At 71.2% G+C, this 26,889-nt stretch carries 20 protein-coding genes; 10 read left to right on the top strand and 10 right to left on the bottom strand.

Going from position 1 to position 26,889, the window contains the following annotated elements:
* Nucleotides 1–24 precede the first annotated feature (24 nt).
* The 5 genes from rsgA to alr all read left to right on the top strand — a co-directional run bounded on the left by rsgA (nt 25) and on the right by alr (nt 8,278).
* A complete protein-coding gene (rsgA, locus tag AC06FP_RS09820; protein WP_456118212.1) occupies nt 25–1,122 on the top strand; it encodes a ribosome small subunit-dependent GTPase A in 1,098 nt (365 codons plus the stop codon).
* A gap of 139 nt (nt 1,123–1,261) precedes the next feature.
* A complete protein-coding gene (locus AC06FP_RS09815; protein ID WP_478075355.1) occupies nt 1,262–2,509 on the top strand; it encodes a flavohemoglobin expression-modulating QEGLA motif protein in 1,248 nt (415 codons plus the stop codon).
* Between the two features lie 427 nt (nt 2,510–2,936).
* Nucleotides 2,937–4,049, top strand: coding sequence for a serine hydrolase domain-containing protein (locus AC06FP_RS09810; RefSeq protein ID WP_478075354.1), 1,113 nt, complete (start codon nt 2,937–2,939; stop codon nt 4,047–4,049).
* 67 nt (nt 4,050–4,116) lie between these two features.
* Nucleotides 4,117–6,987, top strand: a complete 2,871-nt coding sequence (locus AC06FP_RS09805) for a TonB-dependent receptor domain-containing protein (protein ID WP_478075353.1) — start codon at nt 4,117–4,119, stop codon at nt 6,985–6,987.
* A 46-nt stretch (nt 6,988–7,033) separates the two neighbouring features.
* On the top strand, nt 7,034–8,278 hold the full coding sequence (alr, locus tag AC06FP_RS09800; protein WP_478075352.1) for an alanine racemase: 1,245 nt from the start codon (nt 7,034–7,036) through the stop codon (nt 8,276–8,278).
* A gap of 132 nt (nt 8,279–8,410) precedes the next feature.
* Here the strand turns inward: alr and AC06FP_RS09795 are convergent, their stop codons facing one another.
* The 3 genes from AC06FP_RS09795 to AC06FP_RS09785 are packed head-to-tail and all read right to left on the bottom strand — an operon-like array spanning nt 8,411 to nt 12,400.
* Nucleotides 8,411–9,313 carry a LysR family transcriptional regulator gene (locus tag AC06FP_RS09795; protein WP_478075351.1) on the bottom strand — a complete coding sequence of 301 codons (903 nt, stop codon included), beginning with the start codon at nt 9,311–9,313 and terminating at the stop codon, nt 8,411–8,413.
* Nucleotides 9,314–9,366: 53 nt separating this feature from the next.
* Nucleotides 9,367–10,605: an FAD-dependent oxidoreductase gene (locus AC06FP_RS09790; protein ID WP_478075350.1), complete on the bottom strand. Its 1,239-nt coding sequence runs from the start codon at nt 10,603–10,605 to the stop codon at nt 9,367–9,369.
* Entirely contained in the window at nt 10,592–12,400 is a 1,809-nt protein-coding gene (locus AC06FP_RS09785) for a gamma-glutamyltransferase family protein (protein ID WP_478075349.1), read from the bottom strand. The genes AC06FP_RS09790 and AC06FP_RS09785 overlap by 14 nt, the downstream gene beginning before the upstream one ends.
* A 279-nt stretch (nt 12,401–12,679) precedes the next feature.
* On the opposite strand from AC06FP_RS09785, the gene ggt reads away from it, so the two are divergent.
* Nucleotides 12,680–14,413, top strand: a complete 1,734-nt coding sequence (ggt, locus tag AC06FP_RS09780) for a gamma-glutamyltransferase (protein ID WP_478075348.1) — start codon at nt 12,680–12,682, stop codon at nt 14,411–14,413.
* A 63-nt stretch (nt 14,414–14,476) separates the two neighbouring features.
* On the opposite strand, the gene gltS is transcribed toward ggt, so the two are convergent.
* The 6 genes from gltS to AC06FP_RS09750 form a co-directional block, all read right to left on the bottom strand.
* The gene (gltS, locus tag AC06FP_RS09775) at nt 14,477–15,697 is read right to left on the bottom strand and encodes a sodium/glutamate symporter (RefSeq protein WP_478075347.1); all 1,221 of its coding nucleotides are present in this window, start codon (nt 15,695–15,697) and stop codon (nt 14,477–14,479) included.
* Between the two features lie 455 nt (nt 15,698–16,152).
* Nucleotides 16,153–16,548 carry a RidA family protein gene (locus AC06FP_RS09770; RefSeq protein ID WP_456118222.1) on the bottom strand — a complete coding sequence of 132 codons (396 nt, stop codon included), beginning with the start codon at nt 16,546–16,548 and terminating at the stop codon, nt 16,153–16,155.
* A gap of 238 nt (nt 16,549–16,786) precedes the next feature.
* On the bottom strand, nt 16,787–18,208 hold the full coding sequence (locus tag AC06FP_RS09765; protein WP_478075346.1) for an N-acyl-D-amino-acid deacylase family protein: 1,422 nt from the start codon (nt 18,206–18,208) through the stop codon (nt 16,787–16,789).
* Nucleotides 18,209–18,211: 3 nt separating this feature from the next.
* Complete coding sequence (locus AC06FP_RS09760; RefSeq protein ID WP_456118224.1) at nt 18,212–19,075, bottom strand: MurR/RpiR family transcriptional regulator; 864 nt, start codon at nt 19,073–19,075, stop codon at nt 18,212–18,214.
* 16 nt (nt 19,076–19,091) lie between these two features.
* Nucleotides 19,092–20,447 carry a GntT/GntP/DsdX family permease gene (locus AC06FP_RS09755; RefSeq protein ID WP_456118225.1) on the bottom strand — a complete coding sequence of 452 codons (1,356 nt, stop codon included), beginning with the start codon at nt 20,445–20,447 and terminating at the stop codon, nt 19,092–19,094.
* Nucleotides 20,448–20,468: 21 nt separating this feature from the next.
* Complete coding sequence (locus AC06FP_RS09750; protein ID WP_478075345.1) at nt 20,469–21,737, bottom strand: amino acid deaminase; 1,269 nt, start codon at nt 21,735–21,737, stop codon at nt 20,469–20,471.
* Between the two features lie 208 nt (nt 21,738–21,945).
* Here AC06FP_RS09750 and AC06FP_RS09745 point away from each other — a divergent pair, with 208 nt between their 5' ends.
* Nucleotides 21,946–24,237 carry an NADP-dependent malic enzyme gene (locus tag AC06FP_RS09745; RefSeq protein ID WP_478075344.1) on the top strand — a complete coding sequence of 764 codons (2,292 nt, stop codon included), beginning with the start codon at nt 21,946–21,948 and terminating at the stop codon, nt 24,235–24,237.
* 96 nt (nt 24,238–24,333) lie between these two features.
* On the opposite strand, the gene AC06FP_RS09740 is transcribed toward AC06FP_RS09745, so the two are convergent.
* Complete coding sequence (locus tag AC06FP_RS09740) at nt 24,334–25,053, bottom strand: autoinducer binding domain-containing protein (RefSeq protein ID WP_478075343.1); 720 nt, start codon at nt 25,051–25,053, stop codon at nt 24,334–24,336.
* Between the two features lie 152 nt (nt 25,054–25,205).
* On the opposite strand from AC06FP_RS09740, the gene AC06FP_RS09735 reads away from it, so the two are divergent.
* The 3 genes from AC06FP_RS09735 (at nt 25,206) to AC06FP_RS09725 (ending at nt 26,729) form a co-directional block, all read left to right on the top strand.
* Complete coding sequence (locus tag AC06FP_RS09735; RefSeq protein ID WP_478075342.1) at nt 25,206–25,574, top strand: DUF4902 domain-containing protein; 369 nt, start codon at nt 25,206–25,208, stop codon at nt 25,572–25,574.
* Between the two features lie 160 nt (nt 25,575–25,734).
* Nucleotides 25,735–26,334 carry an acyl-homoserine-lactone synthase gene (locus AC06FP_RS09730; RefSeq protein WP_478075341.1) on the top strand — a complete coding sequence of 200 codons (600 nt, stop codon included), beginning with the start codon at nt 25,735–25,737 and terminating at the stop codon, nt 26,332–26,334.
* A 260-nt stretch (nt 26,335–26,594) separates the two neighbouring features.
* Nucleotides 26,595–26,729 (top strand): hypothetical protein, encoded by a 135-nt coding sequence (locus tag AC06FP_RS09725; protein WP_456118231.1) that lies wholly within the window; start codon nt 26,595–26,597, stop codon nt 26,727–26,729.
* Nucleotides 26,730–26,889 lie beyond the last annotated feature (160 nt).

The raw sequence follows: 26,889 nt of genomic DNA, 5'->3' as shown, positions 1-26,889 counted from the left end.
CGCCACGCCGCTTAGAATTGGCCGATGACCGACACCATCGATTTCACCGCGCTGGGCCACATCGGCTGGCCCTGGCCCGGCCCACCGGAAGCGCCGGCCTGGCAGGCCGCCTTCGCCGCGCACCCGCAGGCGCGCCCGGCGCGGGTGGTCGAGCAGCACCGTTCCGGCTACGTGGTGGCCGACGCGCCGGATGCCGCGCTCAAGGCCGAGTCGCTGCCGGAATGGCAGCGGCCGCGCTTCCCCAGCCACGAGCGCGCGGCGGTCGGCGACTGGGTGCTGCTGGAGGACGCGCGCATCGTCGCGCTGCTGCCGCGACGCACCTCGATCAAGCGCGGCGCGGCCGGCGAGCATTACCACCAGCAGGTGATCGCGGCCAACATCGATACGGTGTTCATCGTCTGCGGGCTGGACGCGGACTTCAATCCGCGCCGGATCGAGCGCTACCTGATGCTGGCCGGCAGCGGTGGCGCGGCGCCGGTGGTGGTGCTGACCAAGGCCGACCAGACCGAGTACGGCGCCGACGCGCTGGCGGTGCTGGAGGACCTGGCCGCGCAGGACATCCCGCTGCTGGCGATCAACGGCAAGGACCCGGCCAGCGTCGCCGCGCTCGCGCCATGGCTGGGGCCGGGCCGCACCGTGGTGCTGGTCGGTTCCTCCGGCGCCGGCAAGTCCACGCTGACCAACACGCTGCTGGGCCAGGACCGCATGAAGACCGGCGCGGTGCGCGGCAGCGATTCGCGCGGCCGCCACACCACCACGCACCGCGCGCTGCTGCCGCTGCCCAGCGGCGCCTGCCTGATCGACACGCCGGGCATGCGCGAACTCAAGCCCACCGGCGAGGAAACCCTGGCCGAGGGCGGCTTCGCCGACATCGAGGCGCTGACCGCGCAGTGCCGCTTCCGCGACTGCTCGCACCAGCACGAACCGGGCTGCGCGGTGCGTGCGGCCATCGAGCGGGGCGAGATCGACGAAAGCCGCCTGCTCAACTACCTCAAGCTGCGCGAGGAAGTGGCCGCGGCCGCGGCCAAGCTGGCGCAGCGCCAGGCCGAGCAGGCCACCGAGCGCCGCAGCGGCAGCCGCGGCGCGCAGTGGCGGCCGGCGGGGAAGCCGAAGCGCCGGTGAGGGCGCGGCGGCTTCGATTCCGCGGCAGTGGCGTGCGTCGTGGCGAGGCCCTGTTGGCAATGCGCCGGCGCGGCCGATGGCCGTGGGCCTTCCCGCGCCGCTCCTGCATCGTGCGTGCAGGGATTGCTATGGTGGCCGCATGAACAGCCCGTCCTCCGATCCGGCCATCGCCCACCACGCCGCGCTCGATGCGCGGCTGGTCGCGGCGGTGCGCGGCATCCGCCTGCTGACCCTGACCAGCTGGCCGGCGTCGACCCAGGCGCCGTTCCTGGACAGCGTGGCCCGCGGCACGCCGGTGCTGCCGCAGGTGGCGTATCCGAAGCACGATTTCAGCCAGGCGCGGCGCGAGCTGGCGGCGATCGCCGCGGCCGCCGACCCGGCGCATCCGCTGGGGCGCTACCTGCGCGATTCGGTCGAAAGCTGGGACCTGGCCGCGCGCCTGCTGGAAGCGCTGGGCACGCACGCGGTGGACGCGCTGTCGGCGCAGCTGTTCGGCACGCCGGAACAGCCGATGCCGGGCCATGGCCCGACCGCGCGCGAGGCGGCGCGGCATTTCATCCAGATCGCCAACGAGCTGGACCACGAACTGCTGGCGCCGGAGGAACAGGTGCCGGTCTCGGCCATCGCGCTGCAGCTGCAGCTGCAGAACGACCTGGACGGCTTCTTCGAGTCGCGCGTGATCAACGTGGTCCTGGACCCGGAGCTGATCGCCAAGGCCGCCGCCGGCGCCACCCAGATCCGCCTGCGCAGTGGCGCCTGTTTCAGCGTCTACGACCGCGCGCAGCTGTTCCACCACGAGGCGCTGGTGCATTCGCTGACCGCGCTCAACGGCCGTCGTCAAACGGTGCTGCCGAGCCTGGCGCTGTCCTCGCCGCGCATCACCGCCACCCAGGAAGGGTTGGCGACGTTCGCCGAACAGACCACCGGCAGCATCGACATCCAGCGCCTGAAGCGCATCAGCCTGCGCATCGAGGCGATCGCGATGGCGCGCGACGGCGCGGATTTCATCGAGGTGTTCGGCTACTTCCGCGACGCCGGGCAGACGGCCGAGGAGAGCTTCGCCTCGGCCCAGCGCGTGTTCCGCGGCGTGCCGGTGTCCGGTGGCGGCGCCTTCAACAAGGACACGGTGTACCTGCGCGGGCTGGTGTCGGTGCATACCTTCTTCCGGCAGATGCTGCGCGACGAGAAGCTGCGCTACTGCCATTGGCTGTTCGCCGGCAAGATGACGCTGGGCGATGCGCAGGCGCTGGCGCCGCTGTTCGAGAGCGGCGTGCTGGCGCCGCCGCGCTGGCTGCCGCCGTGGCTGCAGCGCGCCAACCGGCTGGCCGGCACCCTGGCGTTCTCGCTGTTCGCCAACCGCATCCGCATGGACCGCATCGGCGACTAGCGCGATGCGCGGCGGGCGGTTTGGTTGCGCTTGCAACGGCCCATCCCTCGCATTGGTTGGGTGATCCACAACCGCAGGCTATGGATGAGGCCGTGCGCGCGCTGCGCAGCATCGGCGGCGGCGCGAGTCCGGGTGAGGTCCCGTCCTGCCAAGCCGTGGATTCGACGGCCGTTTTTCGCCGGCTCACGCTTTCTCTCGGGCAGTCCGGATGCGGGCATGCGCGGCGCTCCACGGGCCGGCCGGCGGCGTTGACGCTGCCGGGGTGAAAGCGCCAAGGTGAAGCCGCGACGGGCGGTGCGAAGGGGAGACCGGATCGGGGAGTCCGGTACAGGCGCAGGGAGTGCGGAGGCAGGCATGCCGGGATCCCGGTCGCCGGCCCGTCGGCGACGGCATTCCATCACTCCTGTCTTGGTCCATGCGAGGGCGCATGCGCAACCGGCTTTGCCTGCGGTCGATTCCCGTGGTGTGGCGAGCGGCGCTGCCGCTCATGATGCTGGTGCTGCCGGCGCTGGCCGCCGCGGCCGATGACGCCGCCCGCCAGGCCGCGATCGACCGCCTGATGCAGCCCTACGACGGCGACGTCCCCGGCGCCTCGCTGCTGGTGCTGAAGGACGGTAGGGCGCTGGTCCGGCGCGGCTACGGGCGCGCCGACCTGGAAAGCGGCACCGCCGCCGGTGCCGACACGAACTACCGGCTGGCGTCGGTGAGCAAGCAGTTCACCGCCGCCGCCGTGCTGCTGCTGGCGCAGGACGGCGCGCTGTCCATCGACGACCCGGTCAGGCGCTGGCTGCCCTCGCTGCCGCCGGCGGCCGATGCCATCACCCTGCGCCACCTGCTCGCGCACACCTCCGGCGTGCTCGATTACGAGGACCTGATGGGCGCGTCCTGGCAGGGACAGATCCGCGACGCCGGGGTGTTGGCGCTGCTGGAACGCGAGGACCGGCTGTACTTCCCGCCGGGCACCACCTACCGCTACAGCAACAGCGGCTACGCGCTGCTGGCGCTGGTGGTCGAGCGCGCCTCGGGCATGGATTTCCCGGCCTTCCTGCGCAGCCGCATCTTCGCCCCGCTGGGCATGCGCGACAGCCTGGCCTACGTCGCCGGGGGCCCCGACGTGCCGCATCGCGCCTGGGGCTACAGCCAGACCGCGCAGGGCTGGGAGCGCACCGACCAGAACGCCTACAGCGCGGTGCTGGGCGATGGCGGCCTCTATTCCAGCATCGACGACCTGGCCCGCTGGGATGCGGCCTGGTACGACGGCCGCCTGTTCGACGCGGCCACCCGCGCGCTGGCGCTCGGCCGCCAGGTGCAGGTGGCGGGCGAACCCGAAGCGACCTGGTACGGCTTCGGCTGGCGCATCGCCGAAGACAGGCAATGGCACAACGGCGAGAGCATCGGCTTCCGCAACAGCCTGGTGCGCTGGCCGCGGCAGCACCTGACCGTGGTGCTGCTGAGCAACCGCAACGATCCCACGCCCTACGACACCGCGCGCGCGATCGGCGCGCTGTTCCTCGACGAGGTTTCCCCCGCGCCGCGCTGACCGCGCCGCGTCCCGTTCCACCGCCGTACTGCTTGGTCGTCCGTCCCCCCCGTCCCTTGGAGACATCATGCGTAGCCAGCCAGACCTTCGATTGAACTTCCTCTGCAGCGCGGTGCTGGCGGCCATGGCCATGCCGGCCGTGGCGCAGGAGGCCGCGCCGGCGGCCACCACCCTGGACAAGGTCAATGTCACCGGCTCGCGCATCAAGCGCGTGGACGTGGAGGCCGCGCTGCCGGTCACCATCGTGCAGAAGGCCGAGATCGAGGCGCAGGGCATCACCTCGGCCGAGCAGCTGCTGTCCTTCCTCAACATCGCCGGCAACGGCGCCGACGGCATGGTGTCGGCGTCGGTGGACATGGACCTGGGCGAGCTGCGCGGCACCGCCGGCGTGTCCGGCGCCAACCTGCGCGGCCAGGGCAGCGATGCCACCCTGGTGCTGCTCAACGGCCGCCGCGTCGCCACCCACGGCCTGCGCGGCCAGGCGGTGGACCTGAACTCGATCCCGTTCGCGGCGATCGAGCGCGTGGAGGTGCTGCGCGACGGCGCCTCGGCCATGTACGGCACCGACGCCATCGGCGGCGTGATCAACTTCATCACCCGCAGCGACTACCAGGGCATCAGCGTCAACGCCGGCTTCGACGCGACCCAGCACGGCGGCGGCAACATCTACAACTACAGCCTGCTCGGCGGCGTCGGCGACCTCGACGCCGACCGCTGGAACGTGTGGGGTACGGTCAACTGGCGGCGCAGCGAGTTCCTGCGCGGCTACCAGCGCGATTTCGCCAACAGCTTCCAGCCCGACCGCGGTGTGTCGCCGGATACGCGCGGCACGCCGTTCGCCACGGTGACCAACGCCGCCGGCGGCATCATCAACGGCTCGCTCATCGACCCGGGCGACGGCAGCAAACAGAACTACGTCAACATCCTCAACCTGCCCGGCGGCGCCGGCTGCGAGAACGGCGGCCCGGCGATGGGCCCGTACGATTACCGGCTGTGGGACAGCGGCAGCTCCCGGTACGCCTGCGCCTGGGACTACCCGGCCGCGCAGGCGCTGCAGCAGCCGCAGGACAGCCTGCAGTTCCTCGGCCGCGCCACGATCCGCGTCGGCGAGAACCACCGTTTCTACGCCGAGGCGATGGGCTCGCGGGTGGAGTCGCAGCGCGAGTACGAGCCGCTGCAGCTCACCTCCAGCGCCTCGCCCACCTCGGTGATGGGCCCGGGCACCTGGTACCCGCTGAACGGCAATACCCGGGAAACCTACGACCAGGTCTACAACGCGCTGGCCGCGTACTTCGGCACCGCCAACCTGACCTACGGCAACCCCATCCCGTACCGCTGGCGCTGCATGGCCTGCGGCCCGCGCCAGATCGAGACCACCACCAGGTCCTACCGCCTGCTGGCCGGGCTGGAAGGCAGCATCGGCAGCTGGGATTACGACGTGGGCGTGTCGCGCGCGTCGAACAAGGCCGAATCGGTGCTGCGCGGCGGCTACTACTTCTCCAGCGGCCTGCGCGACGTGCTGGGCAGCGGCCTGCTCAATCCGTTCCTGATGCCGGGTCAGCAGCAGAGCGCGGCGGGCATGGCCGCGCTGCAGGCGGCCTCGGCCAGCGGCGTGCACCTGTACGGCGGCCAATCCACCGTCACCACGGTGGATGCCAGCTTCAGCGGCGGGCTCGGTTTCAGCCTGTGGGGCAGCGAGGCGCAGCTGGCCACCGGCGTGGAAGCGCGGCGCGAGGAATTCGAGTTCGGCGGCGTGCAGGTGCTGGACGGCCTGCCGCTGAACTACGACACCATCTACCAGGCGCCGTTCGACGAGACCAGCGAACTGCCCAAGGTGCACCGCGACGTCAAGGCGGTGTACGCGGAGATGTACCTGCCGATCATCGACACCCTGGACGTGACCGTGGCGGTGCGCCACGACCGCTACGACACCTTCGGCGGCACCACCAACCCGAAGTATTCGTTCAAGTGGCAGCCGATCGAATCGCTGGCGTTCCGCGGCGCCTACAGCACCGGCTTCAAGGTGCCCGAGTTCACCAAGCTGTTCGCCGGCGTCAACCGCGTGGACTACTTCGGCCGCGACCTGGTCGATCCGGCCAGCTGCCCGGGCGGTTCGGTCAACTCGTCGATACCGGGCTGCGACCTGATCCAGCCGGTCATCATCACCGGCGGCAAGACCGACCTGCAGCCGGAGGAGTCCGAACAGAAGAGCATCGGCTTCGTGTTCTCGCCCACCGACACCTTCAACGTCAGCCTGGACTGGTGGGAGATCGAACGCAGCAACACCATCCGCGTGCCCAACCTGGCAACGCTGACCGCAAATTACGCCCTGTTCCCGGACAACTGGATCCGCGACAGCAGCGGCAAGGTCACCGCGATCGACCAGCGCTACATCAATTCCGGCGGCACCCTGACCCGCGGCGTGGAACTGGACGCCAACCTCAGCGGCGAACTGGCCGGCGGCCGCTGGCAGGTCAACCTCAACGGCAGCTACATCGACACCTTCAAGGAAAAATCGCTGGCCAACGAGCCCTATGGCGAGAACAAGGTGGGCGAGTACGTGCGCTTCTACAACCTGCCGCTGAAGTGGAAGCACACGTTGAGCTTCGGCTGGGCGCGCGGCGACTGGGCGCATCTGCTGACCCAGGTCTACCGCTCCGGCTACAAGGACGAGGAGCCGGTCAGCGTCGAAGGCGGTCTCTATACGCCGCCCAACTGGAACCCGGACGTCGACGACTACATCACCTACAACTACAGCCTGACCTGGACCGGGCTGGAGAACACGCGCTTCACCTTCGCGGTGCGCAACCTGCTCGACACCGACCCGCCGTTCACCGCGCACCAGGTCGATTTCGCCTCCGGCGCCGCCTGGGAACCGCGCGTGGCCGACCCGCGCGGGCGCTCGTTCAACCTGCAGGTCGAATACCGCTTCGACTGAGCCTGGCAGCAACGCCGCCGGGCGACCGGCGGCATCGGGGCACACCATGACCGATACGCGCATCGCATCTCCCGGCCGCCGCGGCTTCATCGCCGCGGCGATGGGCACGGCCCTGGCCGCTTCGCTCGACGCGCGCTGCGCGCCGCTGCTGGCGCCCTCGCCCGGCCGGCGGCGCATGGCCGCTCTCAACGCCTGGCTCGAGATCGACCTGGACGTATTCGACGCCAACCTGCGGCGCGTGCGCGCGCTGGCCGGTGGCGCGCAGCTGTGCGCGGTGCTGAAGGCCGACGCCTACGGCACCGGTATCGACCTGGTGATGCCGCGCATCATCGCCGCGGGCGTGCCCTGCATCGGCATCGCCAGCACCGAGGAAGCGCGCATGGCGCGCGCCTGCGGCTACCGGGGCCGGGTGCTGCGCGTGCGTGCGGCGACGCTGGAGGAGGTCGAGGCCGCACTGCCGTACCGGATCGAGGAACTGGCAGGCAACCTGGCCATGGCGCAGGCGATGGCGGCGCTTGCCCACAGGCGGCGGCCGCTGCCGGTACACTTGGCATTGAACTCGGCCGGCATGGGCCGCAACGGGCTGGAACTGGCCACGGAACAGGGACGGCGCGATGCGGTGGCGCTGGCCGGCCTCGATGGCCTGCGGATCGTCGGCCTGATGACCCACTTCCCGGGCGAGGACCCGGCCGACGTACTGGCCGGCGTGCGTACCTTCGAGCAGCAGGCCGACTGGCTGTTCGCGCACACCGCGCTGCGCCGCGGCGACGTGCAGCTGCACGCGGCCAATTCGTTCGCGCTGCAGCATGTGCCCGAGTCGCGCCTGGACATGGTGCGCCCGGGCGGCGCGCTGTACGGCTACGGCGGCACGCCCAAGCCGCCGTTCGCCCACGTGGCCGCGTTCAAGACGCGCGTGGCCTCGGTGCAGGCGTTTCCGGCCGGCGATACGGTGAGCTACGACCGCACCTACACCCTGCGCCGCGATTCGCTGCTGGCCAACCTGCCGGTCGGCTATTCCGACGGCTACCGCCGCGCCTATTCCAACAAGGGCAGCGTGCTGGTGCGTGGCCGCCGCGCGCCGGTGCTGGGCAGGGTCACCATGAACACCACCATGGTGGACGTGACCGACATCCCCGGCGTGCAGGCCGGCGACGAAGTGGTGCTGTTCGGCCGGCAGGGCGGGGAGCAGATCACCCAGGCCGAGATCGAGGACTGGACCGGCGTGATCCTGGCCGACCAGTACAGCATCTGGGGCACGTTGAACCCGAAGTTCGCCCGCAGCCCCCCGTAGGAGCGGCTTCAGCCGCGATGGGGCTTTGCCGATGAAAGGCGCCGCCTCCTTCCGGGTTTGAAAGACCAAGAACCGTCGTCCATGGAGAAAGCCCCTTCGCGGCTGATGGCCCGAGGCCACGTCGAGCCGCTCCTACGGGGCTGGCGCTTCGCGCATTCCGGCCAGGCTGCGCTGGAACTGGCGGACGAACTCGGTGGCGGCCTTGGATGGCGGTCGGTCCTCCAGGTACACGCATTCGATGCGGAAGCCGATTTCCGGTTCCAGCGGGCGCGCCAGCAGCGCGCCGCCGGCGTTGGCGCAGGCGGTGAACTCGTCCAGCACGCTCATGCCGGCGCCGCAGCGGGTCAGCGCCGCGGCCAGCGAATAGGTCTGGTTGGACACGACCTCGCGCATGCTCACGCCCTGGCGCTTGAGTTCGCCGGTGAACAGGTCGCCGATGGGGCCGCTGCTGGCCAGGCCGACCATGTCGCGGTCCTGCAGCCAGCGCAGCGGGATCGCCGCCGGCGGGTCGGGCCATTGCGCGCTGTCGAACAGCAGCATCAGCTGGCCCTGCCCGAGCACGCGGCGCTGCATGCGCGGGTGCTGCGGCGGGTTGTAGGCGATGGCGATGTCGCACTCGCGCTCGTACAGCGCCTGGAACAGGTCGCCGTGGTGCAGGGTCTGCACGTCGAAGGTCACTTCCGGATGCTGGCGCCGGTAGGCGGTGATCGCCGCCGGCACCACGTGCTGTCCGAGCGAGGGCACCACCGCCAGGCGGATGTGGCCGCCGCCGATGTCGCGGATGTTGCCCACCGTCTTCTGCAGCGACAGCAGGCGGTCGTAGATGTCCTTGATCTCGACGAACAGCGCGTGCGCCTCGTCGGTGGCGACCAGCCGCCCGCGCACCAGCTTGAACAGCTCGAAGCCCAGCTGGTACTGGGTGTGGTGCAGCACCTTGCTGACCGATGGCTGCGACACATGCAGCGAACGGGCCGCGGCGCTGATCGAGCCGGTGGTATAGACCGCGTGGAAGACTTCAATCTGGCGCAGACGCATGGCCCGATCCTAGTCGATGTGGACGTCGCCGGCGACCGGCGGTGGGCACGGCGTCACCGCGCCATCGCCAGGGCGACGGCGCGTTCGCCGCTGCCCATCGCCAGCGTCCAGCCGAGCATGCCGTGGCCGAGGTTGCATACCAGGCCGTCGGCAACGGCGCGGATCTCGGGCGAGGACCAGGGCGTGACCGGGCGCAGGCCGGCCCAGCGGCTTTCGATGCGGTCGTAGTCCACCGCGTCGGGCATCGAGGCGCGCGCCATCGCGACCAGCTGCGTCATGCGTTGCGGGTCCGGCTGCGGGTCCCAGTGGTTGAGGTCGGCCAGCCCGGCCACGCGCATGCGCGCGCCGAGCCGGCAGAACACCAGCTTGCGCGACGTGTCGGTGATGCTCGCAGTGGGCGCGCGCGGTCCGCACGGCGCGGTGAACGAATAGCCCTTGATCGCCATCAGCGGCACGCGCACACCCAGCGGCCGCAGCAGCGCGGCGCCGTCGATGCCGCTGCACACCACCAGCCGCCGCGCCTGCACCGCCGCGCCGGCGCGCGGCTGCAGGCGCCAGCCGTCGCCCTGCCGCACCAGGTGCCGCACATCGAAGCCGAAGCGCGCCTGCACGTCGTGGTGCTGCCGCAGCACCCGCAGCAGGCCGGTGCCGAACAGGAACGGATCGCCGGCTTCTTCCTGCGGCGAATGCACCGCGCCGGCCAGGCCCGGCATGGCGGCCAGCGCCGGCTCGGCGGCGATGGCCTGGCGCGCGTCGAGCAGGTGCTGTTCGACGCCGAACGGCTGCTTGAGCGCCATCATCGCGCGCGCGCCCTGCAGGGCGGCGGCATCGTGGTAGACGTGCAGCTTGCCCGACACCGCATGCTCGAAGGCGATGGGGTGGCGCTGCAGCAGGGCGTGCAGCGCGGTGCGCGATTCCAGCGCCAGTTCCAGCGTGGCCAGCGTGTTGGCGCGCAGGCGCGCGCTGCCGGTCTGGCGCAGGAAGGCCAGGCCCCAGCGCCAGAAATCGGGATCGGCCGACCAGCGCGTGCGGAACGGGCCGTTGCGCCCGAACAGCATCGCCGGCAGCTGTTTCCAGGTGGACGGGCCGGCCATGGCGTCGGTGTAGGCGTAGCTCAGCTGCGCGCCGTTGGCGAACGAGGTGCCCTGCACCGGCCCGTCGGCGCGGTCCAGCAGCAGCACGGACAGGCCGCGGCGCGCGGCGGCGTAGGCGGTGGCGAGGCCGACGACGCCGGCGCCGAGCACGACGAGGTCGGCGCCGGCGGGTTCGCCATGGGGTTCAACGGGAAGCATCGGGGTTCCGGTGGGCGGGGAAGGCGGCGGTACCGTCGCGGCGCGGGTCGGCGGCCCATTCCCAGCGCCCGTCGCGCAGGAACACGCCGTGCAGGCCGGAGTCCTCGCCGGCACCGGCGCGGACGTCCACGCCGCGCTCGCGCAGCGCCGCGCGCAGCGGCGCCGGGAAACGCCCGGCCTCGCCGTCGAAACGCGCGCCGCGCGCGACCAGGTTGGGCAGCGCCACCGCCTGGTCCAGCGGCAGGCGCCAGTAGAGCAGGCCGGTCAGGGTCTTGCCGATGTAGGCGGGAATGGCCGAGCCGCCGGGCGAACCCAGCGCGCCGGCCAGGCGGCCTTCGCCATCGAGCATCAGCAGCGGCGACATCGACGAGCGCGGGCGCTTGCCGCCGGCGATGGCATTGGCCATGCCGGGGCGGCCGTCGCGGCGGTCCCAGGCGAAATCGGTGAGCTGGTTGTTGAGGAAGAAGCCACCGACCATGCGCCCGGAACCGAAGAACGATTCGACGGTGGTGGTGACCGAAACCGCGTTGCCGTCGTCGTCCACCACCACGAAATGGCTGGTGCCGCCGGGTTCGTCGGTGGCATCGGCGGCGATGGCCGGTGCGCCGGCGGGCACGCCGGGCCGTGGTGGCTGCGCCGCGGCGCGCGCGCCGATCAGCGCGCGGCGCGCGTCCACGTAGTCCGGCGCCAGCAGCCCCTCGACCGGGACATCGACAAAGCGCGGATCGCCGACGTAGTGGTCGCGGTCGGCGTACATCAGCCGGCTGGCCTCGGCGAACAGCAGCCAGGCCTGCGGGTCGGTGGCGTCGCGGCGGTCGATGTCGGTGCCGTCCAGCAGCGCCATCAGCTGCAGCAGGCCGACGCCGCTGGCCGGCGGCGGCAGCGAGCACAGCCGGTAGCCGCGCAGCGGGCGGCACAGCGGCGCCACCTTCTCGGCGCGGTAGCCGGCCAGGTCGTCGAGCGTCATCGTGCCCGGGCGCGGCGCCTCGGTGGTGCGGGCGACGATGGCCCGGGCCAGCGCGCCGCGGTAGAACGCGTCTGCGCCGCCGGCGGCCAGCGTGCGCAGCGTGGCCGCGTAGGCCGGATTGCGCAGCGTGTCGCCGGCGCGCAGCAGGCCGCCGTGGCCGTCGTCGAAGAAGCGGCGCACGTCGGCCGCCGCCGCCTGCGGGAAGCGGCCGTGGATATGCCGTTCCAGCCGCGGGGTGATGGCGAAGCCCTGCTCGGCGGTGGCGATGGTGCCGTCGAACAGCCGCGCCCACGGCAGCCGGCCATGCTCGCGCAGCGCCAGCGCGAAGGTGGCGATGGTGCCCGGCACGCCGGTGGCGCGGCCGGAGAGCATGGCATCGGCGCGCGCCAGCGGCTGGCCGTCGGCGTCGTCGAACCAGCCCGGCCCGGCCGACGCCGGCGCCTGCTCGCGGCCGATGTAGCCGCTGACTTCGCCACTGCCGGCGTCGTAGGCCAGCAGCACCGTGCCGCCGCCGATGCCCGAGCTCTGCGGTTCCACCAGCCCGAGCATCAGCTGCACCGCCATGGCCGCATCCATCGCGCTGCCGCCGCGTTCGAGCACCTCGGCGCCGGCCCGCGCGGCCAATGGATGCGCGGCGACGACGATGGCCGGCGAGGCCTGGTGGGCCTGGGCGCCCGCCGTTGCCGGCGCGCGTGCGTCCGGCGCGCTGCCGCAGCCGGCCAGGGCGAGCGACAGGCACAGCAGCAGGCTGCCGGCGATGGGGCGCCAGCGCGCCGCAACGGGCGCGCCGGCCGTGGGGGAGGGGGTGCAACGGGCGGGCTTCGGCATGGCCGGCAGATTACCGCCGGCCACGCCGCAGCAGGGATCACAATCGCGCGGCAGGTGTTAACCCGCAGCTATGGAAGGCCGCGCCCGCCACGCACGGCGCGCGATGGGCCGACGGGCGCTTCCATGCCTGCGAGCTATACCGTGGGCCATCAAAGATGCGCGACAGGCGCGCACGCGGCGGCCATGCTCGCGATGGGCCAGTGCGACTGCCGCCGTCCCCGCCGCGCGCGGACCACGACGGCCGGCATTGCGCCCGCGAACCGCAAACCGGAGATAGGCATGACCCTGCGAACCCTCGTTTCCCTCCCGGGCCGTGGCATGGCGCTGCTGCTGTGCGCGCTGCTGGCGCTGGCGCCGCCGGCCGGCGCGCGCGAACTGCTCAACTACCAGGCGATCCAGAAGCCCGAGCACGGCGACCGCGGCATGGTGGTCAGCCAGAACCAGCGCGCCAGCGAGATCGGCGCGCAGGTACTGCGCGATGGCGGCAACGCGGTGGACGCGGCGGTGGCCACGGCCTTCGCCCTGGCGGTGCTGCTGCCGCGCGCGGGCAACATCGGCGGCGATGGTTACATGCTGCTGCACCTGGCCGGCGAGAACCGCAGCGTCGCCATCGACTACCGCTCGATGGCGCCGGCGGCGGCCACGCTGGAACGCTTCATCGGCGCCGATGGCCGCATCGACGGCGAGACCGCCGGCTGGAAGGCCGCCGGCGTGCCCGGCACCGTGGCCGGGCTCGCGCTCGCCCATCGCCAGCACGGGCGCCTGCCATGGGCGCGCCTGCTGCAGCCGGCGATCGAGCTGGCCGACAAGGGCGTGGTGCTCAGCCGCGACGAGGCCTTCGCCCTGGACTGGGGGCGCGAGCGGCTGGCGCGCAGCCCGGCCGGCGCCGGGGTGTTCCTGCACGCCGACGGCAGCGCGCTGCGCACGGGCGAGCGCCTGCGCCAGCCCGACCTGGCGTGGTCGCTGCGGTTGATCGCGCGCGACGGCGCCGATGCGTTCTACCGCGGGCCGATCGCGCAGCGGCTGGTGGCGGCCATGCAGCACCACGGCGGCCTGATCGCCCGCGAGGACCTGGCCAATTACCGCGCCATCGAACGCGAGCCGCTGCGCACCACCTACCGCGGCCGCGAGGTGGTGACCATGCCGCCGTCCAGCGGCGGCGGCGCCAGCGTGCTGGAAATGCTCAACCTGCTCGAGCACGAGGACCTGGCCGCGCACGGCGCCGGCTCGGCGGCGGCGCTGCATGCCATGGCCGAGGCGATCAAGCTGGCCTGGGCCGACCGCGCGCGCCACGCCGGCGACCCGGCCTTCGTTGCCGCGCCGGTGCAGGGGCTGGTGTCCAAGGCCTATGCCGATGCGCGCTGGAAGCTGTTCTCGCCCGAACGCGCGCTCGATGCCACCACCCTGGCGGCCGGCGATCCGGTGCCCTACGAAAGCCCGCAGACCACGCATTTCTCGGTGATCGACGCCGACGGCAACGCGGTCAGCAACACCTTCACCCTGGGCTCGGACTTCGGCGCCGGGGTGATGGCCGAAGGCACCGGTTTCCTGCTCGGCAACCTGATCGGCAACTTCTCGCTGCGCGCGCAGCTGGCCGCGCGCGCGGAGCCGGGGCGGGTGGTCGCCAACGCGCTGCAGCCAGGGCGCCGGCCGGTATCGAGCATGTCGCCGACCCTGGTGCTGCGCGACGGCAAAGTATGGCTGGTCACCGGCAGCCCGGGCGGCAATACGATTCCCGGCACGGTGATGCAGACGATCGTGGACGTGGTCGATTTCGGCATGAACATCGCCGAGGCCACCCACCGGCCGCGCATCCACCAGGACATGGGCAGCGGCATGCTGCAGATCGAGCCGGGCTTCAGCCCCGATACGCTGCGCCTGCTGCGCGGCATGGGCCACCGCATCGAAAGCGACGAGACCATCGGCAGCACGCAGACGCTGATGGTGGGCGACGGCGGCGTGCAGGGCGCCGCCGACCCGCGCCGGCCCGGCGCCGGCGCAGCGGCGCAGTAGGCCGCAGACGGCAGGGCCGCCATTGCGGCGGCCCTGCGCGGGAGGGGCGATGCGGCTGATGCGTCAGTGCGGCCAGAAGTTGAGGAAGCCGGTGATGATCAGCGCGTTGACGAAGTCGATGAAGAACGCGCCCACCAGCGGCGCCACCAGGAAGGCGCGCGGCGCCACGCCGTAGCGCTGCACCAGCCGGCGCATCACCGCCATGGCATTGGCGGTGGTGCCGAGCATGAAGCCGATGAAGCCGCCGCCCATCACCGCTGCGTCGTAGTCGCGGCCCATCACGTAGTAGATCGGCACCGCGAACAGCGCCACCAGCGCCACCTGGATCACCAGGTTGACCACCAGCGGCAGGCCCATGCCGGCCAGTTCCCACAGTTTCAGGTCCATCAGCGCCACTGCCAGGAACAGCGCCAGGCAGATGTTGCCGATCAGGTCGGTGGTCGGCACCGACAGCTTGATCAGCCCGGTGTAGTCGTCGATGTTGCGCACCACCGCGCCCACCAGCATCGCGCCGATGTAGGACGGCAGGGTCAGGCCCAGGCCGGCGAAGCCCTGGCTGACCCAGGCGCCCAGCCACATCGCCATCAGCAGCACGACGATGCTCTTGAGCGCGTCGAATTCGCGCGCCGATTCGCTGGGGAAGTGCACGTGCACGGTTTCGTCGGCTTCGCCGCTGCCCGCGCCCGCGCCTGCGGCTGCGCCGTTGCCGGCCGGCCCGCTGATGCCGAACCGCCGCATCAGCACGGTGATGGCCGGGCCGCCGACCACGCCGCCGCAGATGATGCCGGCCATCGCCGCGGTGATGGCCAGGGTCTCGGCGCCCTGCAGGCCGGCCTTCTCGAACAGCGGCGCGAAGGCCATGCCGGTGGCCGGGCCGCCGGTGAGCGTGGCCGAGCCGGCGAGCACGCCGAACATCGGGTGCAGGTCGAACAGCCACGCCACGCCGATGCCGACCAGGTTCTGCAGCACCGCGAACAGGCTGGCCAGCAGCAGGAAGATCATCACCTGGCGGCCGCTGATGCGCAGCAGGCGCAGGCTGGCGTTGATGCCCAGGGTGGTGAAGAAGGCCACCATCAACGGCACCTTCAGGCTGGTGTCCAGTTCGAACAGGGTGGTGTCGCGCGCGTGCGCGGCCCACACCAGCAGGGCCACCAGCAGGCCGCCGACGACCGGTTCGGGCAGGTTGTAGCGGCGCAGCACCGGGATCGCGCGGCACAGCGCGTAACCGGCGAACAGGGTCAGGCCGCCGAAGGCGATCGTCTGTACGGCATCAAGTTGGATCATCGAATCAATACCTCGTGCCCTGCCAGCGCAGGTGTCGGGGGTGGGGTCCGGCGGAGGGCCGGCGCCGCCGGGGGGAGAACGGCCCGGGGGGATGTGGCTCCGCGGCACGGGGGAGGGGGCGGAGCCACGGGCAGTCCGGCGGGAGCCGGCCCGTCCGCATGACGGTGGCAGACGGTTCGATGGCCGACGGCGCGTTTTCCGCCAGTCGGGGCGGGACGGGGGGGCTGCGGCCGGCGTGGGCGCAGGCGGGCAGGCATGGCGTGTCTCCATGGCGAGCGGGCCGGTCTGCCGCGCCGCAGCACGAAGCGTGACGCGGGGCGGCAGCATCCACCATAGCCATGGAACGGGGCGCGGCGCCAGTCGCAAAAGCGCGCGGCGGCATAGCCGGCCGTTATGCGCGACGGTGTGGGCGCCCCTGGCCGGCGGCGCCGGCGCAGGGGCGGGCAGGCGCGCAATCAGCGCTGCGGGCGCTTCCAGGCGATGCAGTCCACTTCCACCTTGCAGTCCACGACCATGCGGTTCTCCACGCAGGCGCGCGCCGGCGGGTGTTCGCCGAAGTAGTGCTTGAACACGCTGTTGAACGCGTAGAAATCGCGGGCGTCGTCCAGCCATACGCCGCAGCGCACCACGTGCTCGGGGCCGTAGCCGGCCTCGGCGAGGATCGCCAGCACGTTGCCGATGGCCACGTGCGCCTGCTCGGTCACGGTGCCGCCGACCAGTTCGCCGTCGCGCATCGGTACCTGGCCGGAAACGTACAGCCAGCCATCGGCTTCGACCGCGCGCGAGAACGGCATGTGTTGTCTGCCCTGGCCGACGCCGCCTTCGGCGCCGTAACGTTTGATGTCGGTCATGGGGTTTCCTTTGTGTGTTGATGGGGGAGTGGCTTTTCCTTCTCCCATCGGGAGGCAGCTTGGCAGGATTGCCGGGCTGCACGGCGAAGCCGCCCGGAGGGTGAGGCACAGGGATGTGCCGGATGCAGGTGCCCCAAAGGGGCGGATGGGGGTACGGGCGGAGCCCTCGCAATAGCTGGCTGCACGAGGCTTCGCCCGTACCCTCGCCCCAACCCCTCTCCCGAGGGGAGAGGGGCTTTCAGTCCGGCGCGATGAACCGCCCCGGGCGCGCGACCACGTCCCGGCCGTCATAGGCCAGCTGGCCGTTGACCCACACCGCGTCGATGCCCTCGGCCGCGCGCACCGGGTCGTGGAAGCTGGCGGTGTCGCGCACCCGCGCCGGGTCGAACAGCACCAGGTCGGCGCAGGCGCCGGCGCGGATGGCGCCACGCGCGCCCAGCGCGAAGCGCGCGGCGGGCAGGCCGGTCATCTTGTGCACGGCGGTGTGCAGCGGGAACAGCGCCGCGTCGCGCGCGTAATGGCCGAGCACGCGCGGGAAGGTGCCCCACAGGCGCGGATGCGGGCGCGGATCGCGCGGCAGGCCGTCCGAGCCGATCATGGTCAGCGGATGCGCCAGGATGCGGCGCACGTCGGCCTCGTCCATGCAGTGGTAGACCGCGCCGGCCGGCTGCAGGCGGATGGCCGCCTCCATCAGCGGGACGCCCCAGCCGGCGGCGATGTCGGCCAGCAGGCGCCCGCCCTGCGCCGGTTCCGCTTCGGACCAGGTGATCAGGATGTCGTAGGCGTCGGTGACCTGCTTCAGGTCCAGGGTGGACGCGCTGGCGGCGTAGGGGTAGCAGTCGCAGGCCACGTCCTGGCCGGCCGAGGCGTCGTCGAGGCGGCGCAGCACTTCGCGGCTGCGGCCCCAGTTGTCGATGCCGGCGCACTTCAGGTGCGAGACGCGCACCGCGGCGCGCGGCGCGCGCGCCGCATCGAAGGCCTCGTCCAGCGCCTCGAGGATGCCGCCGAATTCGTCGCGCAGGTGGGTGGCATACAGCCCGCCGGCGGGCAGCTCCCGCGCCAGTTCCGCCACTTCGCCGGGCGGCGCGTGGAACGCCGAGCCATAGGCCAGCCCGCTGCTCAGGCCCAGCGCGCCCTGCGCCAGGCTCTCGCGCAGCTGCGCGCGCATGGCGGCGATTTCCCCGGCGCTGGCGGCGCGGTCCAGCCGGTCCATGTGGTTCTGGCGCAGCGCGGTATGGCCGACCAGCGCGGCCACGTTCACCGCCGGCCGCGCCGCTTCCACCGCCTGGCGGTAGCTGGCGAAGTCGGCGAAGCGGAAATCGCCGGCTTCGCCGAGCAGGTTCATCGGGTCCGGCACCTCGCCGCGGATGCGCACCGGGCTGGCGCTGATGCCGCAGTTGCCGACCACCACCGTGGTCACCCCCTGCGACAGCTTGCTGGCCATGTCCGGATTGCGCAGCACTTCCAGGTCGTCGTGGGTGTGCACGTCGATGAAGCCCGGCGCCAGTGCGCGGCCGCCGGCGTCGACCACCTGCCGCGCGGGGCCGGCCGCCGCGCCGACCGCGGCGATGCGGCCATCGCGCAGCGCCACGTCGCCATGGCGGCCGGGCCGGTCGCTGCCATCGAGCACCAGCGCGTTGCGGATCAGGACGTCGTGCATCGCTCAGTCGCCCAGCGGCAGGCGCGAGTCGCCGCCCCGGTAGCGGTCCAGCGCCAGCTTGATGCGGCGCAGGTGCTCGTGGTTGTCGCTGGCGCCGTTGAGCGCGGTGGTGGTGGCCAGCACGTCGATGGCCAGCATCATCGCGTAGCGCGAGGCGGAGGGTTTGAACACGAAATCGGTTTCCTCGATGCTGATCGGCAGCAGCCAGTCGCTCAACCCGGCCAGCGGCGTGCCGGCGCGGGTGATGGCGCCCACGCGCGCGCCGTAGGTGCGGGCGATCTCCACCGCCGAGGTGACTTCCGGGGTAATGCCGCTGACCGACAGCGCCAGCACCAGGTCCTGCGGGCCGAGGATGGCGGCGGTCATCTTCATCACCACCGCGTCGCTGCAGGCGGTGATCGGCAGGCCGAAGCGCATCAGCCGGTTCTGCAGTTCCTGCGAGAACACGGTGGAGCAGCCGCCGATGCCGAACACGTGGATGCGCCGCGCCTGGCAGACCGCATCGGCCAGCTGCTGCACCACCTCCTCCTGCAGGTTGGCCAGGTTGTGGCGCAGGCAGGCCTGGATGTCGTCGCAGATCTGTGCGAACAGCGCCGACACCGGCGGCGCGTTCTGCTGTTCCAGGAAACGCTTGCCGACCGCGCTGGCCGACGCCAGCCGCGCGCGCAGTTCGCGCACGTGTTCGCAGCCCAGGGTCTTGGCGAAGCGCGAGATCGCCGCGGCGCTGACCTCGGCGCGCTCGGCCAGCTCGGTCACCCCGTACTGGGCGGCGGCGTCGACGTCGGCGAGGATGGTGGTGGCGATGCGGACCTCGACCGGGCTGAATTCGTGCAGCCGCTGGCGCAGTTCGTAGACGATGTCGAACATGGTGGGAATCTTCGGTTCAGAGCACGGCGGCGAGGGCCGCCACCAGCGCGAGCGCGGTGACGGAGATGAGGGTTTCCAGCACGGTCCAGGTCTTGAAGGTCTGGGCCACGGACATGTTGAAGTATTCCTTCACCAGCCAGAAGCCGCCGTCGTTGACGTGCGACAGCACCACCGAGCCGGCGCCGGTGGCCAGCACCAGCAGTTCCGGGTGCGGGTAGCCCAGGGCGGCGGCGATGGGCGCGACGATGCCCGAGGCGGTGGTCATCGCCACCGTCGCCGAGCCGGTGGCGATGCGCATCAGCGCAGCCATGGTCCAGCCCATCAGCAGCGGCGACAGGTCGAACTGGCGGGACAGGTCGATGATCTGGCTGGCCACGCCGGTATGCACCAGGATGCCGTTGAGGCCGCCGCCGGCGCCGACCAGCAGGGTGATGGCGGCGGTCGGCGCCAGGCATTCCTGCGAGAACTTCAGGATCTGCTCGCGGTTGAAGCCGCGCAGCAGGCCCAGGCTGACGAAGCTCATCAGCGTGGCCAGCAGCAGCGCCACCACCGAATGGCCGATGAAGCGCAGGCCGTGGTTGAGCGGCGAGCCCGGCGTGGCGATCTGGTCGGCCCAGCCACCCAGCAGCATCAGCGCCACCGGCAGCAGCAGGGTGGCCAGGGTGATGCCGAAGCCGGGCAGCTGGTCGTCGGGAATGCGGCCGTGGCCCTCGTCCAGCAGCGCGGCTTCCATCGGGTTGCGCGCCGGCAGCACGACCCGCGGCGCCACCACTCTGGCGAACAGCGGCCCGGCCAGCGCCGCGGTGGGCAGGCCCACCAGCAGCGCGTAGAACACGGTGCGGCCGACGTCGGCGCCGTAGGCGTGCACGGCCAGCATCGCCGCCGGGTGCGGCGGCACCAGCCCGTGCACCACCGACAGCCCGGCCACCATCGGCAGGCCGACCAGCAGCAGCGGCACGCCGGTGCGGCGGGCGACATTGAGCGCGATCGGGACCAGCAGCACGAAGCCGACCTCGAAGAAGATCGGCAGGCCGATGCAGAAGGCGATCAGCATCATCGCCCAATGCACGTTTTTGGTGCCGAAGCGCGCGATCAGCGTGCGCGCGATGCGCTCGGCGCCGCCGGACTCGGCCATCATCTTGCCGAGCATGGTGCCCAGCGCCACGATCAGCGCGATGTGGCCCAGGGTCTTGCCCACGCCCTGCTCGTAGGCGGGCAGGATTTCCGGCGCCGGCATGCCGGCCAGCAGCGCCAGCCCGATCGAGACCAGGGTGACGCTGATGAAGGGATTGAGCCGGTAACGGGCGATCAGCACGATCAGCGCGAGGATCGCCAGCACGGCGTAGATCAGCAGCAGGTGTCCATGGCTCATGCGTACCGGTCCGCAGGCGGGTCAGAACTGCGTGGAAACGGCGTCGACCACGTTGTGGTCGTCGTCGACCACCAGCAGGTGGCGCCACTTGTCGAAGGTCAGGCACGGGTGCGAGATGTCGAAGCACAGCATGTCGCCCACGCGCAGGTCGTCGTCGGCCCGCACCTGCAGGAAGGCGTGCTGGTCCATCATCGCCGTCACCTGCCAGTGCGCGGCGGCGTCGGCGGGGGCGGCATCGCCCGGCCGGTAATGCAGCGCCGGCACCGGGAAACCGGCGTCGAACGCGGCGTCGCGCTTGCCCAGCCCGACGATGGCCTTGTCCGGTTCCGGCCGCGACTGCACGTAGGCCCACAGCCGCAGCGCCGGCTGCAGGGTGGTGCCCATCTGCCGCGCGACCGGGTTGCCGGCATGGATGCGGGCGGCGGCCTGGCGGTAGGCGCCGACGTCATGGGTGAGGTAGCAGCCCGGGCGCAGCACGATCTCGGCCGCGGCATCGCCGGAGAGCGCGGCGAATTCCTCGGCGACCACGTCGAACCAGGCCGAGCCGGCGCCGGACAGCAGCGCGGGCATGCGGCCGAAGGCGCGGCCCTCGCGCAGGCGCTGGAAGGTCTCCACGCTACGGCGCAGGACCGCGCGCACGCCGGCCTCGTCGGCCACCACGCCCTCGTAGACTTCCACGCCGGCCAGCCGCAGCGCCTGCGGCCAGCGTGCGACGGCCTCGACCACCGCCTGCGCCTGCGCGTCGTCGCGCACGCCGGTGCGGCCGCCGGCCACGCCGATCTCCAGCAGCACGTCCAGACGCAGCCCGCGCGCCTGGAACCAGCGGCCCAGCGCGTCGGCGTTGCCGGCCGAGTCCACCAGGCAGAACACTTCGGTGCCGCCGGCATCCAGCAGGTCGGCGACGATGGCCATGTTGGCCGGGCCGACCAGCTGGTTGGCGATCAGCAGGCGGCGCGCGCCGGCCCGCCACGCCTCGCGCGCCTGCGGCGCGGTGGCCACGGTGATGCCCCAGGCGCCGGCGTCGAGCTGCAGGCCGAACAGTTCCGGGCTCATCGTGGTCTTGCCGTGCGGCGCCAGCCGCACGCCGTAGGCGGCGACGAAGCGGCGCATCCATTCCAGGTTGTGCAGCAGCGCCGAGCGCAGCAGCACGGCGGCGGGCAGGCTCACCTGCTCGCGCAGGATCGACCAGCCCTGGCGTCCGGCCTCCGTCGTCGACAGTTCGCCATCGCTGGCGCCCAGGCCCTTGCCCCGGAGCGCGGCGGGCGCGCCGTGAAATAGTTTTTTATCCATGCCGGATCACTTTCATGGTGTCCCCGTCTTCCCCGCGGGAGAGGTGTCTATGTAGCAGATAACCGCCCGCATGAAAAATATTTTCGCTTGATGCTGCAAAGCAGCATGGCGAATCGGGCGCGCTGTCCTGAATACAGTCCCCGATGAAACGGTTCCTGTCGTCGTTGAGTCGCTAGAATCGGGCATTCAGCCACAGCAAGTCCCGTCGATGTCCAAAGAAGATTTCAAACAGGCCGCCCTCGATTACCACCGCATGTCGCCGCCGGGGAAGATCCGGGTCGCCGCCACCAAGCCGATGCTCACCCAGCGCGACCTGTCGCTGGCGTACTCGCCGGGCGTGGCGTATGCCTGCGAGGCGATCGTGGCCGATCCGGCCGCGGCCAGCGAGCTGACCGCGCGCGGCAACCTGGTGGCGGTGATCTCCAACGGCACCGCGGTGCTGGGCCTGGGCAACATCGGCCCGCTGGCCGGCAAGCCGGTGATGGAAGGCAAGGGCGTGCTGTTCCAGAAGTTCGCCGGCATCGACGTGTTCGACATCGAGGTGGACGAGAACGACCCGGACAAGCTGGTCGACATCATCGCCTCGCTGGAGCCGACCTTCGGCGGCATCAACCTGGAAGACATCAAGGCGCCGGAATGCTTCGTGGTCGAGCGCAAGCTGCGCGAGCGCATGAACATCCCGGTGTTCCATGACGACCAGCACGGCACCGCGATCATCGTCGGCGCCGCCATCCTCAACGCGCTGGACATCACCGGCAAGAAGATCGACGAGGTCAAGGTCGCCACCACCGGCATGGGCGCGGCCGGCATTTCCTGCGTGAACATGCTGGTGGAACTGGGCGTCAGGCCGGAGAACGTGCTGGCCTTCGACCGCGACGGCGTGATCTACGCCGGCCGCGAGGGGCTGGACCCGGAGAAGGCGCGCTACGCGCGCGACACCGACAAGCGCACCCTGGCCGAGATCGTCGAGGGCGCGGACATCTTCCTGGGCCTGTCGGCCCCGGGCATCCTCACCGCCGAGATGGTCAAGACCATGGCGCCGGACCCGGTGATCTTCGCCCTGGCCAACCCGACCCCGGAAATCATGCCGGAAGTGGCGCGCGCCGCCCGTCCGGACGCGATCATCGGCACCGGCCGTTCGGACTACCCGAACCAGGTCAACAACGCGCTGTGCTTCCCCTACCTGTTCCGCGGCGCGCTCGACGTCGGCGCCACCGGCATCAACGAGGAAATGAAGGTCGCCTGCGTGCGCGCCATCGCCGCGCTGGCCCGCAAGGAGGCCTCCGACCTGGGCGCGGCCTACGGCGGCGACACGCCAAGCTTCGGCCGCGACTACCTGATCCCGCGCCCGTTCGACCGCCGCCTGCTGGTGGAGCTGTCCTCGGCGGTCGCGCAGGCGGCGATGGACTCGGGCGTGGCCACGCGCCCCATCGCCGACATGGCCGCCTACCGCCAGAAGCTGGCGCAGTTCGTCTACCGCACCAGCCTGTTCATGAAGCCGGTCTACGACCAGGCGCGCGCCGACAAGCAGCGCGTGGTCTATGCCGAGGGCGAGGAAGAGGTGGTGCTGCGCGCGGTGCAGAACGTGATCGACGAGGGCGTGGCCTTCCCGATCCTGATCGGCCGCCCGGACGTGATCGAGTCGCGCATCGAGCGGCTGGGCCTGCGCATGAAGCCGGGCGTGGATTTCGAGATCACCAACATCAACGACGATCCGCGCTTCAACGACTACTGGCAGTACTACCACGGCCTGACCGGCCGCCGCGGCGTGACCGTGGCCGCGGCCAAGAACCTGCTGCGCTCGCGCCCGACCCTGATCGCCGCGGTGATGGTGGCGCGCGGCGAAGCCGACGCCATGCTCAGTGGCGTGGTCGGCCGCTTCCACAAGAAGCTCGGCTACGTGCGCAGCGTGATCCCGCTGGAGCCGCGGGTCAGCTCGACCTCGGCGATGACCGGCGTGATCAACTCGCAGGGCGTGTTCTTCTTCGTCGACACCCACGTGCAGGAAGACCCGAGCGTGGAGCAGATCGTCGAATCCACGCTGCAGGCGGCCTACCGCATGAAGCTGTTCGGCATCGAACCGAAGGTGGCGCTGCTGTCGCACTCCAACTTCGGCAGCCACGATTCCAAGGACGCGCTGAAGATGCGCCAGGTGCGCGAGCAGCTGCTCAAGCGCAACCCGCGCCTGAACGTGGACGGCGAGATGCAGGGCGACACCGCCTGGGACGAGGCGCTGCGCGAGAAGCTGCTGCCCAACAGCACGCTCAAGGGCCGCGCCAACCTGTTCGTGCTGCCCAACCTGGAAGCGGCCAACATCGCCTACAACCTGGTGCGCGTTTTCACCGATGGCGTGGCGATCGGCCCGATCCTGATGGGCATCTCCAAGCCGGTGCACATCCTCACCAGCAGCGCCAGTTCGCGCCGCGTGCTGAACATGACCGCCATCGCCGCGGTCGATGCGCAGATCCGCAAGCAGATGGACGCCGAACGCGGCGCCTGAGCCACGGCGGCAAGGCAACAGCGACAAGGCCGGCGCACGCCGGCCTTGTCGTTCCTGGAGATCGCGATTTTCTGCTGCCGGCCGGTTGCGGCCGGATCAGGCAATGATGCCCAGCACCACCGCGCGCACGGCCGCGGCGGTGCGGTTGCCCACCTCCAGCTTGGCCATGGCGTTGTTCAGGTGGAAGTTGACCGTGCGCTCGGTGATGTTCAGGCGCGCGGCGATCTGGCGGTTGGTGTGGCCTTCGGCGACCCAGCGCAGGATTTCGATCTCGCGCCCGCTCATGGCCTCGCGCGAGGTGGCGCGCCAGCGCGCGAGCATTTCCCGCGCCAGCCCGTGGTGGGCGACCTGGCCCAGCCAGACCAGTTGCGACCACCGGGCGCGCAGTTCCAGCGGATCGAGCTTTTCACCGCCGCGGGTCACGGTCAGCATGCCGCGCACGCTGTTGGCCGCCAGTGCCGGCAGCGACACGCCGCAGGTGATGTCGTGCAGGCGCGCGTCCTCCCAGAACGCGGCGGCCGGATCGAGCGGATCGTCGGAGTTGGACCAGGCGAAGGGATCGAGCGACGCCGCGCCCTGGCGGACGGTGGGGTCGACCAGCAGGTAGGCGTTGTCGTGGTAGCGCTTCTGCCAGGCTTCCGGGTAGTCGTTGAGCATCACGATCTCCGGCTGCGCCAGCGGCAGCGGCGCGCGCATGCCATAGGCGCAGTGCTCGAAGCCCAGCGCACGCACCAGCCCGGCGACCGTGCCGAACAGGTCTTCCTGTCCGCCCGGCGCCAGCAGCGCATTGAGTTGGTCTTCCCGCCACGCCTCCATTTCCAGCCCCCGATGAAATCGTGATCCCGGCCCGGCGCTACTGTCAGCACTGACAGTTTCCAGCGCATGCGCCGGGCATCTAGATTGGGCAACCCGACCGCCCGGCGCAGTGCACCACTGCCGCCTGCACTGCCATAGGCCGCATGATAATGATGGACGACGATGGTTACATCCGCCTTCCACGCCGGGCGCTGGACCAACTGCGGCTCGTGCACCTGGTGTCGGGACTGGACGAGGAACGGCGCACCGGTGCCGCGGGGGCGGTCCACTCGGACATCAGCGGCTATACCGAATGGGCCACCACGTCCGTTCCGGCCGTTTCGGTGGGCTGGGACTGGCATATCGATACCCTGTCGCGGCCGCTGTCCGCCGCCTGCCGGGACACCCCGCGCAGCAACGTGATGCTGGTGGATGAGCAGGGCAGGGACATCGGGCCGGACCGTACCGCGCGCTGCCTGCAGCGGCTGGTCGAAGCGCTGGAATGGAAACCGGTGGTGCTGGAGGCCGTCGGTTTCCGCTGACATCCGGCCGGAACGCGGTTCCATCCGGTCGGCGCGCGGCTCGTATGGAGGTACGCCGCCCTGCTGCCGGGTGCTCCATGACCTGTCAATCCTGACAGTTATCACGCCTGTGCTGCATTGCAAGACTCATTCCCCATCCATCAGGAACGGGGGGTGCGTCATGGAGTTCATCCTTGCCAGCGCGGGCAACCTGTCGCCGCTGCTCAACGAGGCGCTGGGCCGATACCGTTACCGGGTTTTCGTCGAAACGCTGGGCTGGCGCATGGATACGCCGCCGGGAATCGAGCGCGACCGCTTCGACCAGCCGGAAACCGTGCACGTGATCGCCCGCGACGAACGGCACGACATCGTCGGCTACGCGCGGTTGCTGCCGACCGTGGGCCCGTATCTGCTGGGCGAGATGTTCCCGGAACTGATGAACGGGTTGCCGCCGCCCTGTTCGGAAGAGGTATGGGAGCTGTCGCGCTTCGCGGTGATGGACCTGCAGGGCGCGCGCACCGGCATCGCCACGCTGCGGCCGTCCGCGCTGGCGCTGGACATCCTGCAGCTGGCCGCCGACCACGTGGAAGGCCTGGGCGGGAAGCGGCTCATCACGGTCTCGCCGCTGGCGATGGAGCGCCTGCTGCGCCGGACCGGCTTCCATGTGCACCGCGCCGGGCCGCCGGTGATGGTCGAGGGCCACCCCACCTTCGCCTGCTGGATCGAACTGGCCGGGCGCCCGGCCCGGGAGCCGCGAAACACCGCCGGGAACGGGGGGTGACTCGCCTGTCGATGGCCCCGGGGGCCTGCTGGTGGCGGCAAAGGGGGGGGCGAACCTGTCAATCCTGACAGTTACGGCAGGCGCGGCATTTCGTGTGAAATCCCGGTGAGGCCGGAGAGCCTTCGAGAGACAGGGGGGATTCTCTCGATCGGCGGGAGCGCCCTGCGGAGGGAACAGGGAGGTTGCAGGCGGGAAGGGGTCCCGCTTTCGCGCGCGATCCACGCGCCCCTCCGCGTTCTGTTCATACCGGGAGACGAGGCATGTTCAAGAAGAGTGCGGACCACGACGGCAGGCGCGGCATCTCCGATCCGCTGCGGCTGCAGTTCCTGGCGGGTCTCTTTGTAGGTACCGTGGTCGGCATCGGCGTGGGTGGGCTGCTGGGCATCCTGTCCTGAGTCGGAGGCCTTCTCCGTCCGGCGCTCCGGGCCGCCAGCCGTGATGTGACCCGGCACCACCGGAACCGGCTTTCCGGTTCCGGCGTCCGCATGCCCGGGGACGCGGCGATCGGCACGGATCGCCTGTCCGCCGGCCGCCGCGCTCCGCGGCACCCCGCAT

Source organism: Stenotrophomonas sp. Steno-Z2, from assembly GCF_056393235.1.
Note: the sequence above shows the minus strand (reverse complement) of the source record. Positions and strands in the feature narration are given on the sequence as shown.